Annotated in this window: 14 protein-coding genes; 9 read left to right on the plus strand and 5 right to left on the minus strand. The window is 59.7% G+C overall.

Features of this window, described 5'->3' with window-relative positions; translation table 11 throughout:
* Nucleotides 1–329, plus strand: a 329-nt coding sequence (locus V7080_RS15720; protein WP_442947238.1) for a hypothetical protein, incomplete at its 5' end; no start/stop codon positions are given.
* Nucleotides 330–421: 92 nt separating this feature from the next.
* Here V7080_RS15720 and V7080_RS15725 read toward each other — a convergent pair.
* From V7080_RS15725 to V7080_RS15735, 3 genes are all read right to left on the minus strand, one after another.
* Nucleotides 422–898, minus strand: a complete 477-nt coding sequence (locus tag V7080_RS15725) for a phosphatase domain-containing protein (protein ID WP_334189349.1) — start codon at nt 896–898, stop codon at nt 422–424.
* A gap of 31 nt (nt 899–929) precedes the next feature.
* Entirely contained in the window at nt 930–1,130 is a 201-nt protein-coding gene (locus V7080_RS15730; protein ID WP_334189338.1) for a hypothetical protein, read from the minus strand.
* A gap of 81 nt (nt 1,131–1,211) precedes the next feature.
* Nucleotides 1,212–2,567: an erythromycin esterase family protein gene (locus V7080_RS15735; protein ID WP_334189339.1), complete on the minus strand. Its 1,356-nt coding sequence runs from the start codon at nt 2,565–2,567 to the stop codon at nt 1,212–1,214.
* 190 nt (nt 2,568–2,757) lie between these two features.
* Here V7080_RS15735 and V7080_RS15740 point away from each other — a divergent pair, with 190 nt between their 5' ends.
* Entirely contained in the window at nt 2,758–3,204 is a 447-nt protein-coding gene (locus V7080_RS15740) for a CBS domain-containing protein (RefSeq protein WP_334189340.1), read from the plus strand.
* Between the two features lie 161 nt (nt 3,205–3,365).
* On the opposite strand, the gene V7080_RS15745 is transcribed toward V7080_RS15740, so the two are convergent.
* A complete protein-coding gene (locus V7080_RS15745; protein ID WP_334189341.1) occupies nt 3,366–3,557 on the minus strand; it encodes a hypothetical protein in 192 nt (63 codons plus the stop codon).
* Between the two features lie 515 nt (nt 3,558–4,072).
* On the opposite strand from V7080_RS15745, the gene V7080_RS15750 reads away from it, so the two are divergent.
* The 3 genes from V7080_RS15750 (at nt 4,073) to V7080_RS15760 (ending at nt 8,980) form a co-directional block, all read left to right on the plus strand.
* Nucleotides 4,073–5,854: an N-acetylglutaminylglutamine amidotransferase gene (locus V7080_RS15750; protein WP_334189342.1), complete on the plus strand. Its 1,782-nt coding sequence runs from the start codon at nt 4,073–4,075 to the stop codon at nt 5,852–5,854.
* A gap of 160 nt (nt 5,855–6,014) precedes the next feature.
* On the plus strand, nt 6,015–7,754 hold the full coding sequence (gene ngg / locus V7080_RS15755; protein WP_334189343.1) for an N-acetylglutaminylglutamine synthetase: 1,740 nt from the start codon (nt 6,015–6,017) through the stop codon (nt 7,752–7,754).
* Between the two features lie 17 nt (nt 7,755–7,771).
* Nucleotides 7,772–8,980: an osmoprotectant NAGGN system M42 family peptidase gene (locus V7080_RS15760; RefSeq protein WP_334189344.1), complete on the plus strand. Its 1,209-nt coding sequence runs from the start codon at nt 7,772–7,774 to the stop codon at nt 8,978–8,980.
* 36 nt (nt 8,981–9,016) lie between these two features.
* On the opposite strand, the gene V7080_RS15765 is transcribed toward V7080_RS15760, so the two are convergent.
* Nucleotides 9,017–9,409 (minus strand): hypothetical protein, encoded by a 393-nt coding sequence (locus V7080_RS15765; protein ID WP_334189345.1) that lies wholly within the window; start codon nt 9,407–9,409, stop codon nt 9,017–9,019.
* A 478-nt stretch (nt 9,410–9,887) separates the two neighbouring features.
* On the opposite strand from V7080_RS15765, the gene tssA reads away from it, so the two are divergent.
* The 4 genes from tssA (at nt 9,888) to V7080_RS15785 (ending at nt 13,620) form a co-directional block, all read left to right on the plus strand.
* The gene (tssA, locus tag V7080_RS15770) at nt 9,888–10,919 is read left to right on the plus strand and encodes a type VI secretion system protein TssA (RefSeq protein WP_334189346.1); all 1,032 of its coding nucleotides are present in this window, start codon (nt 9,888–9,890) and stop codon (nt 10,917–10,919) included.
* 51 nt (nt 10,920–10,970) lie between these two features.
* Nucleotides 10,971–11,471 (plus strand): type VI secretion system contractile sheath small subunit, encoded by a 501-nt coding sequence (tssB, locus tag V7080_RS15775; RefSeq protein WP_326860604.1) that lies wholly within the window; start codon nt 10,971–10,973, stop codon nt 11,469–11,471.
* Between the two features lie 25 nt (nt 11,472–11,496).
* Nucleotides 11,497–12,987: a type VI secretion system contractile sheath large subunit gene (tssC, locus tag V7080_RS15780; protein WP_334189347.1), complete on the plus strand. Its 1,491-nt coding sequence runs from the start codon at nt 11,497–11,499 to the stop codon at nt 12,985–12,987.
* 153 nt (nt 12,988–13,140) lie between these two features.
* Nucleotides 13,141–13,620: a type VI secretion system tube protein Hcp gene (locus V7080_RS15785; protein WP_334189348.1), complete on the plus strand. Its 480-nt coding sequence runs from the start codon at nt 13,141–13,143 to the stop codon at nt 13,618–13,620.
* Nucleotides 13,621–13,655: the final 35 nt, after the last annotated feature.

The raw sequence follows: 13,655 nt of genomic DNA on the forward strand, positions 1-13,655 counted from the left end.
CCCTAGGGTTCAGGGCGGTGCGCCGGTTCGGCGCGTTGAACGGCCTCTCGATGTTGCGCAGGCGTCTTTATCTGTGCGGTGTCGCGTATCGCCGTTACGCATCGCCACCGAAGCAGATACAGGGACAGCTGCGCAAGCGTCCGCACAGAAGCCAGCGTGGGGATTGCGACCCTGGATGCGATCTGCCATGCGATATCGGTGGAAAGTCCTGCCTGCAGAAATTCGACTTCATCGGCTGCTGCGATTGTGGCGGCTGCGACTGGCCCGATCGCAAGCGAAAGAACGCGAGCCAGGAAGAGTATGTCCATATACCTCCCAGGCGCACGTAAGCAAGCACGATGACCGGCATCGAGAATACAGGGGCATCGACGGCATGGACGATGCAGGACACGTATGCAGATCGTCTATGCGGGGATACTGCCTAAAAATCCCCCGGCGCCACCTGCAGGCATACCAATCCGGCATGACGCCACATCGCGACCACCTTGTCGCGGTCGTCGAACACCATCAGCACCCGTTGCCTGGGCAAGGTGCCGTTGACCAGCCACTGGCGCTTGAGAAAATCGTCCGGCCGCTTGTCGCCCGCGCTGCGTATGACGAGCTGGTGATGGGGCACGTCATGCTGGCGCAGCCAGGCGATGGTCTGTTCGCGTACTTCATCCGATCGGCCGCTGACGATCCATATCTCGTGGCCGCGCTGATGCAGCGACCGCAGCACTTCGATAATCGGCGCATTGGGCGGGTCGTCGACACAGGCCGCGAAGTAGGCATGCCAGTCCTTCTTCTTGCCCTCCAGGAAGTGAAAGCGATGTTCCACAAGCGCGATCGTGCCGTCCAGGTCGAACAGCACGACATCCTTCTTCATCGGGGTTTTCTCTATAGCCGTCTCCTTGAAAATCCGGCGTAAGCCGGGTCAGCCGTTACCCTTCTCAGGGCGAAGCAGGGTCGTCCGGGTCCGGATTGATCGGCCTCATCTTGTCCATGTCCTCGCGGTTGACACGATGCGGACGATGCGGATCCTCCGCCGGTTCATCTTCCGGCAGGATATGCTGGTCGCCCGACTCCTTTTGCTGCATCTCGAAACGATCTGCTGCCTGGGTTCGATTACGGTTTGGATGGGTCATGTTCATGACGATCTCCTTGTGGTGAGAGGATGATTGACGTGATCGAAATGATGAAAGTTCAATGGTCACGTCGAATGATTACAGCAGTCACATACCGGACGGATAGGTATCCGGAATCTCGTCATGCCGCCAGTGCATGGTGAGATCCAGCGGATGGAGCGCCGTGGTTTCATCGATGTGGATAACCGCGTCGAATTGCTTCGCCAGGTCGGTATCGAAGTAATGACTGAGACGCTCGCTTTCAGGGAGGTAGATCACACCGATGGCACGCTCAAGGCGGCGTCCCTCCAGTGCCCTGATCACATTTTTGTTGTTACGGATCGGCAAAAGAAAGTTGCCGATGCCAAGATCGTGGAACAGGCGTTCGACGCTGTCCGGCATGGAAGGCCGCACTCGCTTCAGCTCGGCCGGCGCATCCCATTCCGACGCCGCCGTAACCGTGCCGATGTGGGTCGTGAATCCCAGCAGGAAGCTTTGCTCCGGGCCGTATCTTTCGCGGACCAGTTGCCCGAGGTTCAATTCGCCGTGATCGCCCATCTCGGTCGCACGGGCGTCGCCTAGGTGCGAGTTGTGTGCCCAGACGACGATCTTCGCGGGGCGGCCCTTTTGCCGGCCGATATGCTCGCGCAGCGCATCCAGCGTTTCCGCCATATGGGAGTCACGCTGGTTCCACGACTCGTTCCGCCCGAGGAACATGGCGCGGTAATAGCTTTCCGCATTGGCCGCCACGCGCGCATTCTGCTGCGCATAAAACAATTCATCCATGCCCGCCGCATCGTCGGCGGGCAGGTTCTGTCCCGCTTCTTCCGATAGCGCGACCATCTGCCTGACCACTTCCTCTTCGCAGTTCTTTTTCATGCCGAAACTGGCGGCATAGCCATAGCGCTGCGGATCTTCCGCGAAATGATCGAAGCAACTGTAGCGGGCGCGGGCTTGTTTCGCCGCATCGGGGTCGACCCGTGACAGGTAGTGCACGACCGCCTCCATCGAGCGGCGCAGGCTGTACAGGTCGAGGCCGAAGAACCCCGCCTTCGACGCCGGATCAGCGCGTTCATTATGCGTCCGGAGGCGATTGATCAGGTCAACCACGACCGTGTTGCGCCACATCCATAAAGGAAAGCGCTGGAAACCCTGCAGCGCTTCTTCCGCGCTTTTGTCCCGTGCGCCGGCGCCGGCGGAAGGCGTTGCGCCGATATAGCGGTTGACGCGCAGGGCGTCCGGCCAATCGGCTTCGACGGCGATGGCGTCGAAGCCGCGCTCGGTGATAAGTCTTTCGCTGATCCGGGCGCGGATGCGGTAGAACTCTTCCGTTCCATGCGTCGCTTCGCCCAGCAGGACGATCGAGGCATCGCCGATCTGCTGCAGAAGCACATCGACATTTTCTTCGTCGGTAATGACCTGCGCCTCATGCTTCAGCGCGTCAATAATCATCTTTTCCGGCATGGCAATCTCTCCGTGGCTTATTCCTTAGAGACGCCGCATTGATGCGAGTTCGGCGAATGCGGAATGCATTCAATATGGATAAGCCGGAACGAACATCCGCCGGCGAGGTCATCGAAGGGCACGCCGCCCGGTGGATCCAATCAAACGGGACACAGGCGGAAACATCAACGGAACGACAAAGGAGAAATCCATGCAAAAAATATCGGAAGTAATGACACGCGACGTGATGACCATCTCGCCCCAGGAAACGCTGGAGCGGGCGGCGCAGATGATGGACGAACTCAATGTCGGCTCGCTGCCGGTATGGGACGGCACCAAACTGGTCGGCATGATTACCGACCGGGACATTACCGTACGCTCCACGGCGGCGGGGCAGGCACCGGGGGACGCCTTCGTCCGGGATGTGATGAGCGACCAGGTACGCAGCTGCTTCGACGATCAGACTGTCGATGAAGTGCTGCAACAGATGAGCGATGTGCAGATCAGGCGGATACCGGTGCTTGACCGCAACACGCAAAATCTCGTCGGTATCGTGGCGCTGGGGGATCTTGCGGAAGACGATGCAGGTGATGTGCAGGGAACGTTGCGGGATATCTCGACACCCGCCCAGCCGGACCGGCCGCAACTCAATTCATGATCGGCATGGCGATCGCCATTTTTTCATTGATGGCCGGATGGGTGGCGATGCCGCCGGTCCGGCCGGGTTGGAATAATCTGCAAGGTGGCGTGCAATTCGGGAGGAGAGGGAAGTCCGGGAAGGCATGAGGCAGCGCAATGCGCCGGCACCATCATCCTTGGCTACTTTCGATGTTTCATATTGACGTCAGGGATATCGTTTTCATTCGAGGATTTTTCCAGGGCGGCCAGCAATACCTCATGCATGATTTCCGCGTTGGTCGCGATGTCTTCAGGGTGGCTGCGGCGAGGCAATACGCCAAGCTCGATTGCCTTTGCAATCGCCGATTGCAGCATTTCATTCGTGATTTTCATGGTCGTCTTCAAATGGTCCTTCCGATTCGCGCGTACGACTGTGTACACGTCCGGTTAGGACAGCAAGTTATGTGCCGGTCGGACTTTCCGCGGCATTGATCTCCCGTCGGTAAAGGAATATTTCCTTGAACCAGATCCGAAGATGCATCAGGGAAAATTGTTCGGGTGTCCCGCTCTGGAGACGCGGTCGGCACATTCAAATGAGAGGGTGTACCGGCTCATGTTGATTTTCGTCACTGCATGGCGGGTTCCGTATTGCAGCATACATACCGCAGAAACCCTGCCTTCAACTACGTCAGCAAATAACGGGTGCGCAAATATATCCTGTTTCGCAGATTTGTGTGATGCAGCAAACATAGATTAAAGCTCGGGAACATTTTTGCCATATCGGCCTCTATTCTTGTTAACAACTTAATACATAAGCTGCAAGCACCTGCTGCTATGCCGCTGTAATACGGCAGCGTAGGCTTGCCTTCAAACGTCTACCCCTCGTTGAATTTAAATTAGAAAACTCTATGTGCGGAATTGCGGGAGAGCTACGTTTCGACCAACAGTTTGCCGATATACGGGCCGTTGCGGATATGGCGGAAGCGCAGTCGCGCCGTGGTCCGGATGGGGAAGGAATATTCAGTCTCGGGAGCCGCTGCTTCGGCCATCGCCGGCTGAGCATCATGGACCTGAGCCAGCGTGCGCACCAGCCCTTCATCGACAATTTGCTGGGAATGGGTGTTGTCTTCAACGGCGCCATCTACAATCATCACGAGTTGCGGGCCGAACTCATCGGCATGGGTTATCAGTTCGTGTCGAATGGCGATACCGAGGTCATCATCAAGGCATGGCATGCGTGGGGACCGAAGTCTCTTGATCGCTTCCTCGGCATGTTTGCATTTGCCTTGTGGGAACGCGACAGCGGCATGACATTTCTTGCCCGCGACAGGCTGGGCATCAAGCCGCTGTACTACACCCTGAATGAACAACGGATGCATTTTGCATCGTCGCTGCCGGCGTTGCTGAAGGCCGGCGATGTTGATACGTCGCTTGATCCGCAGGCGCTGCATCACTACCTGACCTTCCATGCCGTCGTGCCCGCGCCGCATACGATACTGCGCGGCGTTCGCAAATTGCCGCCGGGATCGCTGATGACCGTGCATCCCACCGGGAAATGCGACCTCAGCGAATGGTGGCGGCTCGAGTTCAAGCGCAGCGATGAAGACGAGTCTCGCAGTTTCGACGACTGGAAATCCGAGGTGCTCGCGGCGTTGCGAACATCGGTCAAGCGCCGCCTGGTGGCGGATGTGCCGGTTGGGGTGCTTCTCTCTGGCGGACTCGACTCCAGCCTGATCACCGGCCTGCTGGCCGAAGCCGGCACCGCGGATCTGCGCACGTATTCGATTGGCTTTGAGTCGGTCGATAGCGAAGCGGGCGATGAGTATCACTATTCCGACCTGATCGCGCGCCATTACGCCACCACGCACGAGAAGTTGCATATTCCCGCGGCCGGCCTGCTGCAGTCACTGCCGGATGCAATTGCCGCGATGGCCGAACCCATGGTCAGCCATGACTGCATCGCCTTCTACTTGCTCTCCCAGGCGGTGTCGAAGCATAGCAGGGTGGTGCAAAGCGGACAGGGCGCGGACGAGGTGTTCGGCGGCTATCACTGGTATCCGCCGCTGACCGACGTGAGCCCGTCATCCGACGGCGTCGACGTTTACCGCCGCGTGTTTTTCGACCGCAATCACGAAGAATTGAGCGCATTGCTGGAGCCCGGATGGGCAATGGAGGACGCCAGCAGCCGGTTTGTCTCCTCGCATTTCGCGAAGCCCGGCGCCGACAGCGCGATCGACCGCGCGATGCGTCTCGATACCACCGTCATGCTGGTGGACGATCCGGTCAAGCGTGTTGACAACATGACCATGGCATTTGGCCTGGAAGCGCGCGTGCCTTTCCTGGATCATGAACTGGTGGAGCTTGCCGCCCGCATCCCGGCCCGTCACAAGGTATCGCAGGGCGGCAAGTATGTATTGAAGGAGGCGGCCCGTTCCGTCATTCCGGCCGAGGTGATCGATCGCCCAAAGGGCTACTTCCCGGTGCCTGCACTGAAGTATCTGCGCGGCGAATTCCTGGACTATGTGCGCGATACGCTGGATACCCCCGCTGCGCGTTCGCGTGGCCTGTTCCGGCGCGAGGCCATCGACCGCATGCTGGAATCCCCGGACAGCCACATCACCCCCTTGCGCGGCTCGAAGCTGTGGCAAGTCGCATTGCTCGAAGCATGGCTGCAAACCAACGGCCTGTGACTTACCGGGCATATGGCAGAGCAGGCCGGCATCAACCGGCCGTAATTTTCCCAATCGATCCGCATTTCACGCAGACCGTCCCGCAGCATTGCGCCTGCCGCATTGCTGACGCGTGTTTGCCTGCGGCAAAGCATTTGAACAGACAAGACAGGAGAGAACCATGAGTGCACATCCACTCGATCCGGCAATCAATCGCAGTGGCGCCGGGTATCCGGCTCCGCCTATCGTGTTGATCGACGAAGAACCAACCTTTCATCCACCGCGTCCGAACGCATCGCTCGATTGTGGCTGGGGGCGCCTGCTGTATGCACCCTCATTCGAGTCGCCGAAGCTTTTGGCGGAAGCGCTAAAGCAGGAAGCCCCGGGCAGGCGGGACATCGCCTTGTACGTCGAAGCGCCGCAGCTTGTGCTGGCTGAAGATCCGTCAAGCCTGTTTCTCGATCCGTCGGTGCTGTTCCGGAGAATACTCGACAAGGAGGATGCCTGCGAAAGCATCGCGCCGGGCGTGATCATCCGTCCGCTCTCCACCCGTGCCGATATCGCCGCGATCAATCGCCTTTACAGCGTGCGCAACATGGTGCCGCTCGATCCGAAAATCGTCTGGCAGGAGCGCAACTCGGAAGCGCTGGTCTACCTGATCGCGGAAGATGAACGTACCGGCGATGTCATCGGGTCGGTATTGGGTATCGATCACGTCGCCGCCTTCGGCGACAACCGTCAGGACGGCAGCAGCCTCTGGTGCCTTGCGGTCGATCCGCAGACAGGGCTCTTCGGCGTCGGCCAGTCGCTGGTCAACTATTTGATTGGTGTGTTCGCCCAGCGCGGCCGGAAATTTCTCGACCTCTCGGTGCTGCATGACAACCAGCATGCGATCAGCCTGTACCAGAAGCTCGGCTTCGAGCAGGTGCAGGGCTTCGTCATGAAGCACAAGAATGCGATCAATGAGCGGCTCTTCGTCGGCACCAATGATTTCGACGGTCTGAATCCCTATGCACGGCTTATCGTGGATGAGGCACGGCGGCGCGGCATCAGTGTCGATGTACTCGACGCGGCCGCCGGCATCTTCAAGCTGCGTCACTGCGGCCACGAGATCGTCTGCCGCGAATCGCTTACCGACCTGACCGGCGGAGTTGCGATGACATGGTGCCAGGACAAGGTTCTCACCCTGCGCCGCCTCGCCTCCATCGGGCTGCAGGTGCCGCGCCAGCAGGTCGCGGGCAGCGCTGAGGCCAACTCCCGGTTCCTGCAGGAGTGCGGTTCCATCGTGGTGAAGCCGGCAATGGGCGAGCAGGGCCGCGGCATCAGCGTCGACGTCCGCACCGAAGAGCAGATGGCAGATGCGATCCGGCGTGCGATCGACGAGGGCGGTCACGTGGTTCTGGAGGAATTCTGCGAAGGGCAGGATCTGCGTATCGTGGTCATTGGTTACAAGGTCGTGGCCGCTGCCATCCGCCGGCCTGCGGAAGTGGTCGGGGACGGCGTCTCCACGATCGCCCACCTGATCGATCGCCAGAGTGCCAGGCGGGCGGCCGCCACCGGCGGAGAGAGCAAGATTCCGGTTGACGCCGAAACCGAGCGTTGCCTTGCGGGCCAGGGCCTGGCGCTGGATTCGGTGCTCGAAACCGGCCGGGCGGTCAAGGTCCGCAAAACCGCCAACCTGCACACCGGCGGCACCATCCATGACGTTACGGAAGAGCTGCATCCGGTATTGCGGGAAGCCGCCGAAACCGCCGCGCGTGCCTTGCGTATCCCGGTCGTCGGCCTCGACTTCCTGGTTCCCTCGCCGGATCAGCCCGAGTACGTCGTCATCGAAGCCAACGAGCGGCCCGGCCTGGCCAATCACGAGCCGCAGCCGACCGCCCAGCGATTCATCGATCTGCTTTTTCCATTTACTACTTGAACACGATCAGTCATCACATGCGCAAACTTCCCATCGATGCCGACTATCTCAAGACCACGCTGCTTGAGCTCCTGGCGATACCGAGCCCGTCGGGCCTGACCGATGAGATCGTGCATTACACCTGCGGAAAGCTCGATGCGATGGGCGTAGCGTACGAGCTGACGCGGCGCGGCACCATCCGCGCCATCCTGCGTCGCACCTTGCCGGAACGCCGCCGCCAGAGTCCGGCATGCGCGATCGTCGCCCACCTCGATACCCTCGGCGCGATGGTGCGGGAGATCAAGCCCAACGGACGCCTGTCGCTGATGCCCATCGGGACATGGTCGAGCCGCTGGGCGGAAGGCGGCCGGGTCACGCTGTTTACCGAGAGCAGCCGCTATCGCGGATCGGTGCTGCCCCTGCTGGCGTCCGGCCATGTCTACAACGAGGCGGTGGACAGCCAGCCGGTGAGCTGGGATCAGCTTGAATTGCGGGTGGATGAACATATGCAGTGTGCCGAGGACGCCGCCCGGCTCGGCATCCAGATCGGCGACATGGTGGCGTTCGATCCAATGCCCGAATGCCTGGACAACGGCTACATCATCTCGCGCTACCTGGACGACAAGGCCGGGGTTGCGGCTTTGCTGGCCGCGTTGAAGGCGGTTGCCGACAGCGGCGTGCCGGTGCCGATGGATTGCCATGCGGTGTTTACCCTGACGGAGGAAGTCGGATCGGGCGCACGGGCGGTGATCGAGGATGATGTCAGCGAAGTGATCGGCGTGGATATCGGGCCGGTGGCGGCGGGGCAGGGCGCATCGGAACGGGGCGTCACGATTCCGCTGATGGATTCGGCCGGGCCGCATGACTACCATCTCACCCGCCGGCTGCTGTCACTCTGCAAGGAGCACGGGATACACACCAACCGCGACGTCTTCCGCTTCTATCACTCGGATGCCGGTGCGGCTGTGAGCGCCGGGCATGACGTGCGCACCGCCTTGCTGTGCTTCGGCACCGATGCGTCGCACGGCTATGAACGCACCCATATATCGGTGCTGGTCAATCTGGCGGAACTGCTGGCGCTGTACATTCAGAGCGGGCCGACGCTCGCCGAGGACCGGCAGAGGCGGACCGATACCGTCGAAGGCTTCCCGCACCAGCTCAATCCGGAGCAGCTTGTGAGGCAGGATACGCCGCTGCCGGATGCGGGCGAACTCGTGCGGCCAAGTGAATCCCGGTCGCAGGAGTAAATCAACCAGGGCCTGGCCTCGGGATCGCGGCAGCAATCAGTTTGCCTTGGTGTCGAGCTTGCACAAGCCGTAGACGGTCAGTGGATAGGAGTTCGGCTTGTCTTTACGGTCCACCAGCACCGTCAGGCGGCCGCTCTTCCGGTCTATTGCAATATAGAGCGGCAGCTCGCCCATGCCGAATGAACCGGACGCGGAATACTTTTCGTCGTCCACCTTCAACGCCAGCGTATCGTCCAGCGAATAGGGATTGGTCATTGTGCCGCTCGCCTGATCGACATCCAGAACGAAATTGGTCGGCGAGCTGACCGCCCTTGCGTGCATGGTTTCCGTGCCGATGCATTCGAAATGCAGCGCGGCGGCGGCCGGGATGGCGAGCGACATCGCCAGCACAGTGGTACAGCCATGCATCGCCAGAGTTGGTTTATTCATCATTGCCCCATCACTCCTTAATGGCTTCCCCCCGGGCTTAGGAACCACATCCAAACCGGTCCAAAGGTCGGTGTCGTCTTTGCGACACTTATTTTGTTAGGTACAACCATAAATGCAGGACAGGGACGCGCACCAGTTTCGTGCGCTGGGCCTGCATGACAGTACCAGCATAGTCCTCTATCAGCGCCGACTCCAGTTTTCCATCAAATCATTCAACGCTGCACTGCAACGGAGCGTAAAGATGGCGGTCATCCATTTTTTAATTGACAAGTTTGTGTCAATTCAGTGACAAAAACTATCCAAAATTCGCAAACCATTAGTGTGGACAGCGCAAAAAGCGTTTGCTACTATCGTCGCGAATTCGATCCTTGCGGTATAACAAACCTCGTTTGTTTATGGCTTGACGTAAGCCATGGCAAATCAATAAAAAGCAGTGAGACAGTAAGTGCCAGATATCGCCCACGCCGACGTAGACGCAATGCTTCAGGAGATAACTCCGGAAGAACCCTGCGGCCCCAACCTGGAATACGATCCAGCGTTCCTTGAGCTGGAACAGGTCGCCAAGGGCAAGCCCGAAGTGCAGTATGGCGGAACGGTGACGCCGGCGGTGCCACCGGACTGGAAGGCGGTACGCTCCATCACCCAGGATCTCATCAAGCGAAGCAAGGATCTCCGCATCGCCGTGCCGATGGCACGCTCTCTCCTCCACATGCAAGGCATCAGCGGCTTCGCCGCCGGTCTGCTCCTCATCGAAAAACTCCTTGAAACGCGGTGGGAAAACGTTCATCCGCAGTTGGATCCGGACGACGGCAACGATCCCATGTCGCGCATCAATACCATTGCGGCCTTGTGCGAATCAAGCACGGTGCTGCGCGACGTGAAGGAATCGGTTCTCGTCGCATCCCGCGCGCATGGCCGCTTCAGCCTGCGCGACATCGATATCGCCACAGGCGAACTCGAGGCGCCGGCCGGAGAAGAGAAGCCGGCGCTGGCAGTGATCGATGCCGCGACGATGGACATCGAACTCACCGATCTGCAGGCCGTTTGCCAGGCGCTCAACAACGCTTTCGAAAGCAGCCAGCGCATCGAGCGCGTTCTCACCGAAAAGGTGGGTGTGAGCCAGGCGCTTGATTTGAGCGCGCTGTCGAAGCTGCTCAAGCGCGCACGCGACTTCATGCAGGAGCGGCTCAGCCGCCGCGGCGGCGCCGAAACCTCCACCGCAACCGACGACGCCGCCACGGCGGCCGATGCGTCCGCCGGCGATGCCGGCGCGCCGGTCGCCCAGCGTCGCCCCCGTTCCGACGAAATAGCCAGCCGCGAAGACGTCGTGCGCGTGCTGGAAAAAATCTGTGCGTATTACGCAAAGTACGAACCATCCAGCCCGGTACCGCTTCTGCTGGAGCGGGCGCAGCGGCTGGCCGTGAAAAGCTTTGTCGAAATACTGCAGGATATTGCGCCCGATAGCCTGACCCAGGTGTACCAGATCAGCGGTGCCAAAAAAGAAGCATAGAAGGCATAACGGGAATCACCAGTAGCAAACATCTCACCCAGGAGGTATGTCGTGGCAAAAGAAAGCAGCCAGAAATTCATCGCCCGTAATCGGGCTCCCCGCGTACAGATCGAATACGACGTCGAAGTCTACGGCGCGCAAAAGACTGTCCAACTCCCGTTCGTCATGGGCGTTTTTTCGGATTTGTCAGGCAAGCCGGCCGAGCCGCTGGCACCGGTCGCGGAACGCAAGTTCCTGGAGATCGATGTCGACAACTTCGATGAGCGGCTGAAATCGATGAAGCCCCGCGTCGCCGTGCAGGTGCCGAATACGCTGACAGGCGAGGGCAACATGGCTGTCGACATCACCTTTGAAAGCATGGACGATTTCTCGCCCGCCGCCGTGGCGCGCAAGGTCGACGCGCTGAACCAGTTGCTGGAAGCACGCGGCCAGCTGTCGAACCTGCTGACCTACATGGACGGCAAGACCGGCGCTGAAGAACTGATCGCCAAGCTGCTGGCAGAGCCGGCGCTGATGCAGGCGCTGACCTCCGCGCCGAAGCCCCAGGAATAATTCGTCACCATCAGGAGAGACGTCCATGTCTACATCACAAGAAGCACAAGTACAGTCGGGCGAAGTTGCGCTCGAAGCAGGCGACTTCGCCAGCCTGCTGCAGAAGGAATTCAAGCCAAAGACCGACAAGGCGAAAGATGCCGTCGAAAGCGCCGTCAAGACGCTGGCGCAGCAGGCGCTTGCAGGCACCAACCTGATTTCCGGCGATGTCATCGCCACCATCGAGGCGCTGATCGCCGAGCTCGACAAGAAGCTGAGCGAACAGGTCAACCTCATCCTGCACAATCCCGAATTCCAGGCGCTGGAAAGCGCATGGCGCGGCCTGCACTACCTCGTCAACAACACCGAGACCGACGAAACCCTCAAGATCCGCGTGATGAACATCTCGAAGAACGAGATGCACAAGACGCTGAAGAAATTCAAGGGCACGGCCTGGGATCAGAGCCCGATCTTCAAGAAGCTGTATGAGGAAGAGTACGGCCAGTTCGGCGGCGAGCCATACGGCACGCTGATCGCCGACTACTACTTCGACAACAGCGCGCCCGATGTGGAACTGCTCGCGCAGATGGCGCAGATCAGCGCTGCCGCGCATGCGCCACTGATCACCGCCGCCGACCCGGGCGTGATGCTGATGGAATCCTGGCAGGAACTCGCCAATCCGCGCGACCTGACCAAAATCTTTCAGACCCCGGAGCATGCCGCATGGCGGTCGTTCCGCGAGTCGGAAGATTCCCGTTACGTCGGCCTGGCCATGCCGCGCTTCCTGTCTCGCGCACCTTATGGCGCCAAGACCAATCCGGTCGAGGAATTCGATTTCGAAGAAGACACCTCCGGCAGCGACAGCAAGAAGTTCACATGGGCCAACGCAGCATATGCAATGGCGGTGAACATCAACCGATCGTTCAAGAACTACGGCTGGTGCTCGCAGATCCGCGGCATCGAGTCCGGCGGCGCGGTGGAAGGCTTGCCTGTTCACACATTCCCGACCGATGACGGCGGCGTCGACATGACCTGCCCGACCGAGATCGCGATCAGCGACCGTCGCGAAGCGGAACTCGCGAAGAACGGCTTCATGCCGCTCGTGCACAAGAAGAACAGCGATTTCGCAGCCTTTATCGGCGCGCAATCCATGCACAAGCCAGCCGAGTACGACGATCCGGACGCGACAGCGAACGCCAACCTGGCGGCGCGCCTGCCGTACCTGTTCGCCACCTGCCGCTTTGCCCACTACCTCAAGTGCATCGTGCGCGACAAGATCGGTTCCTTCAAGGAGCGTTCCGACATGCAGGTCTGGCTAAACAACTGGATCGGCCGCTACGTCGAGCGCAATCCGGCGACCGCAACTGAAGCCGACAAGGCACGCAAGCCACTGGCCGGCGCGGAAGTGGTAGTCGAGGAAATCGAAGGCAACCCAGGCTATTACAGCTCGAAATTCTTCCTGCGTCCGCACTATCAGCTGGAAGGCCTCACGGTTTCGCTGCGTCTCGTATCGAAGCTGCCGTCGGCCAAGGCCTGATGACACGGGCGGCACGCGCCGCCCGTTGTTCCATGTTCCAAGTTTGCAGTACTTGAAGTAGCCGTTCCCATGCAAGTGGCGTCGTCCGGCGCCGCCTGCGCAACGGCTTGATTGCTGGTTGTTATCTAAAAACATTATTCGAAAAGGTAAAACATGATCCTGCTTAAATTCGCAACTGAAATCAAAGGCGACTCGATCGTTGACTCACATACCGACTGGATCACATGCGACTCGCTGCAGATGGGCGTCGGACGCGCGATTTCCGTCAGCGGCGGCGGCAAAGACCGTGACACCAGCAATCCTTCGTTCTCCGAAGTCACGCTGACCAAGTCGACCGATATCGCATCGGCCGATCTCTTCATGCAAGCGGTGTGCGGCAAGAGCCTGGGCAAGGCAGAGATTCATTTCGTTCAGACCGGCGGATCCGACAAGAAACAACAGGTATTCCTGAAAATCGAGCTTGAGGAAGCCATCATCAGCTCTTACTCCGCATCCAGCGGCGGCGATCGTCCTTCCGAGTCCTTCTCGATCAATTTCACCAAGATCAGCTACCAGTACGACGCATTCAGCGGCGACACGATCACGACTGGCACTGCGAAGAAGTGGGACCTCAAGGCGAACGCTACGTACTAATTGGGGTTGTAAAAATGCTTGCGCGCGTTTCATTC

The sequence above is a fragment of the Noviherbaspirillum sp. genome (assembly GCF_036846085.1).
Taxonomy (GTDB): domain Bacteria; phylum Pseudomonadota; class Gammaproteobacteria; order Burkholderiales; family Burkholderiaceae_D; genus Noviherbaspirillum.

What these genes read in the sequence shown, in the direction of transcription:
- V7080_RS15750 (WP_334189342.1), top strand. Translation starts at nt 4,073, where the DNA reads ATGTGCGGAATTGCGGGAGAGCTACGTTTCGACCAACAGTTTGCCGAT.
- tssC (WP_334189347.1), top strand. Translation starts at nt 11,497, where the DNA reads ATGTCTACATCACAAGAAGCACAAGTACAGTCGGGCGAAGTTGCGCTC.
- V7080_RS15785 (WP_334189348.1), top strand. Translation starts at nt 13,141, where the DNA reads ATGATCCTGCTTAAATTCGCAACTGAAATCAAAGGCGACTCGATCGTT.
- tssA (WP_334189346.1), top strand. Translation starts at nt 9,888, where the DNA reads ATGCTTCAGGAGATAACTCCGGAAGAACCCTGCGGCCCCAACCTGGAA.
- V7080_RS15735 (WP_334189339.1), bottom strand. Translation starts at nt 2,567, where the DNA reads ATGCCGGAAAAGATGATTATTGACGCGCTGAAGCATGAGGCGCAGGTC.
- V7080_RS15765 (WP_334189345.1), bottom strand. Translation starts at nt 9,409, where the DNA reads ATGAATAAACCAACTCTGGCGATGCATGGCTGTACCACTGTGCTGGCG.
- V7080_RS15760 (WP_334189344.1), top strand. Translation starts at nt 7,772, where the DNA reads ATGCGCAAACTTCCCATCGATGCCGACTATCTCAAGACCACGCTGCTT.
- V7080_RS15745 (WP_334189341.1), bottom strand. Translation starts at nt 3,557, where the DNA reads ATGAAAATCACGAATGAAATGCTGCAATCGGCGATTGCAAAGGCAATC.
- V7080_RS15730 (WP_334189338.1), bottom strand. Translation starts at nt 1,130, where the DNA reads ATGAACATGACCCATCCAAACCGTAATCGAACCCAGGCAGCAGATCGT.
- ngg (WP_334189343.1), top strand. Translation starts at nt 6,015, where the DNA reads ATGAGTGCACATCCACTCGATCCGGCAATCAATCGCAGTGGCGCCGGG.
- V7080_RS15740 (WP_334189340.1), top strand. Translation starts at nt 2,758, where the DNA reads ATGCAAAAAATATCGGAAGTAATGACACGCGACGTGATGACCATCTCG.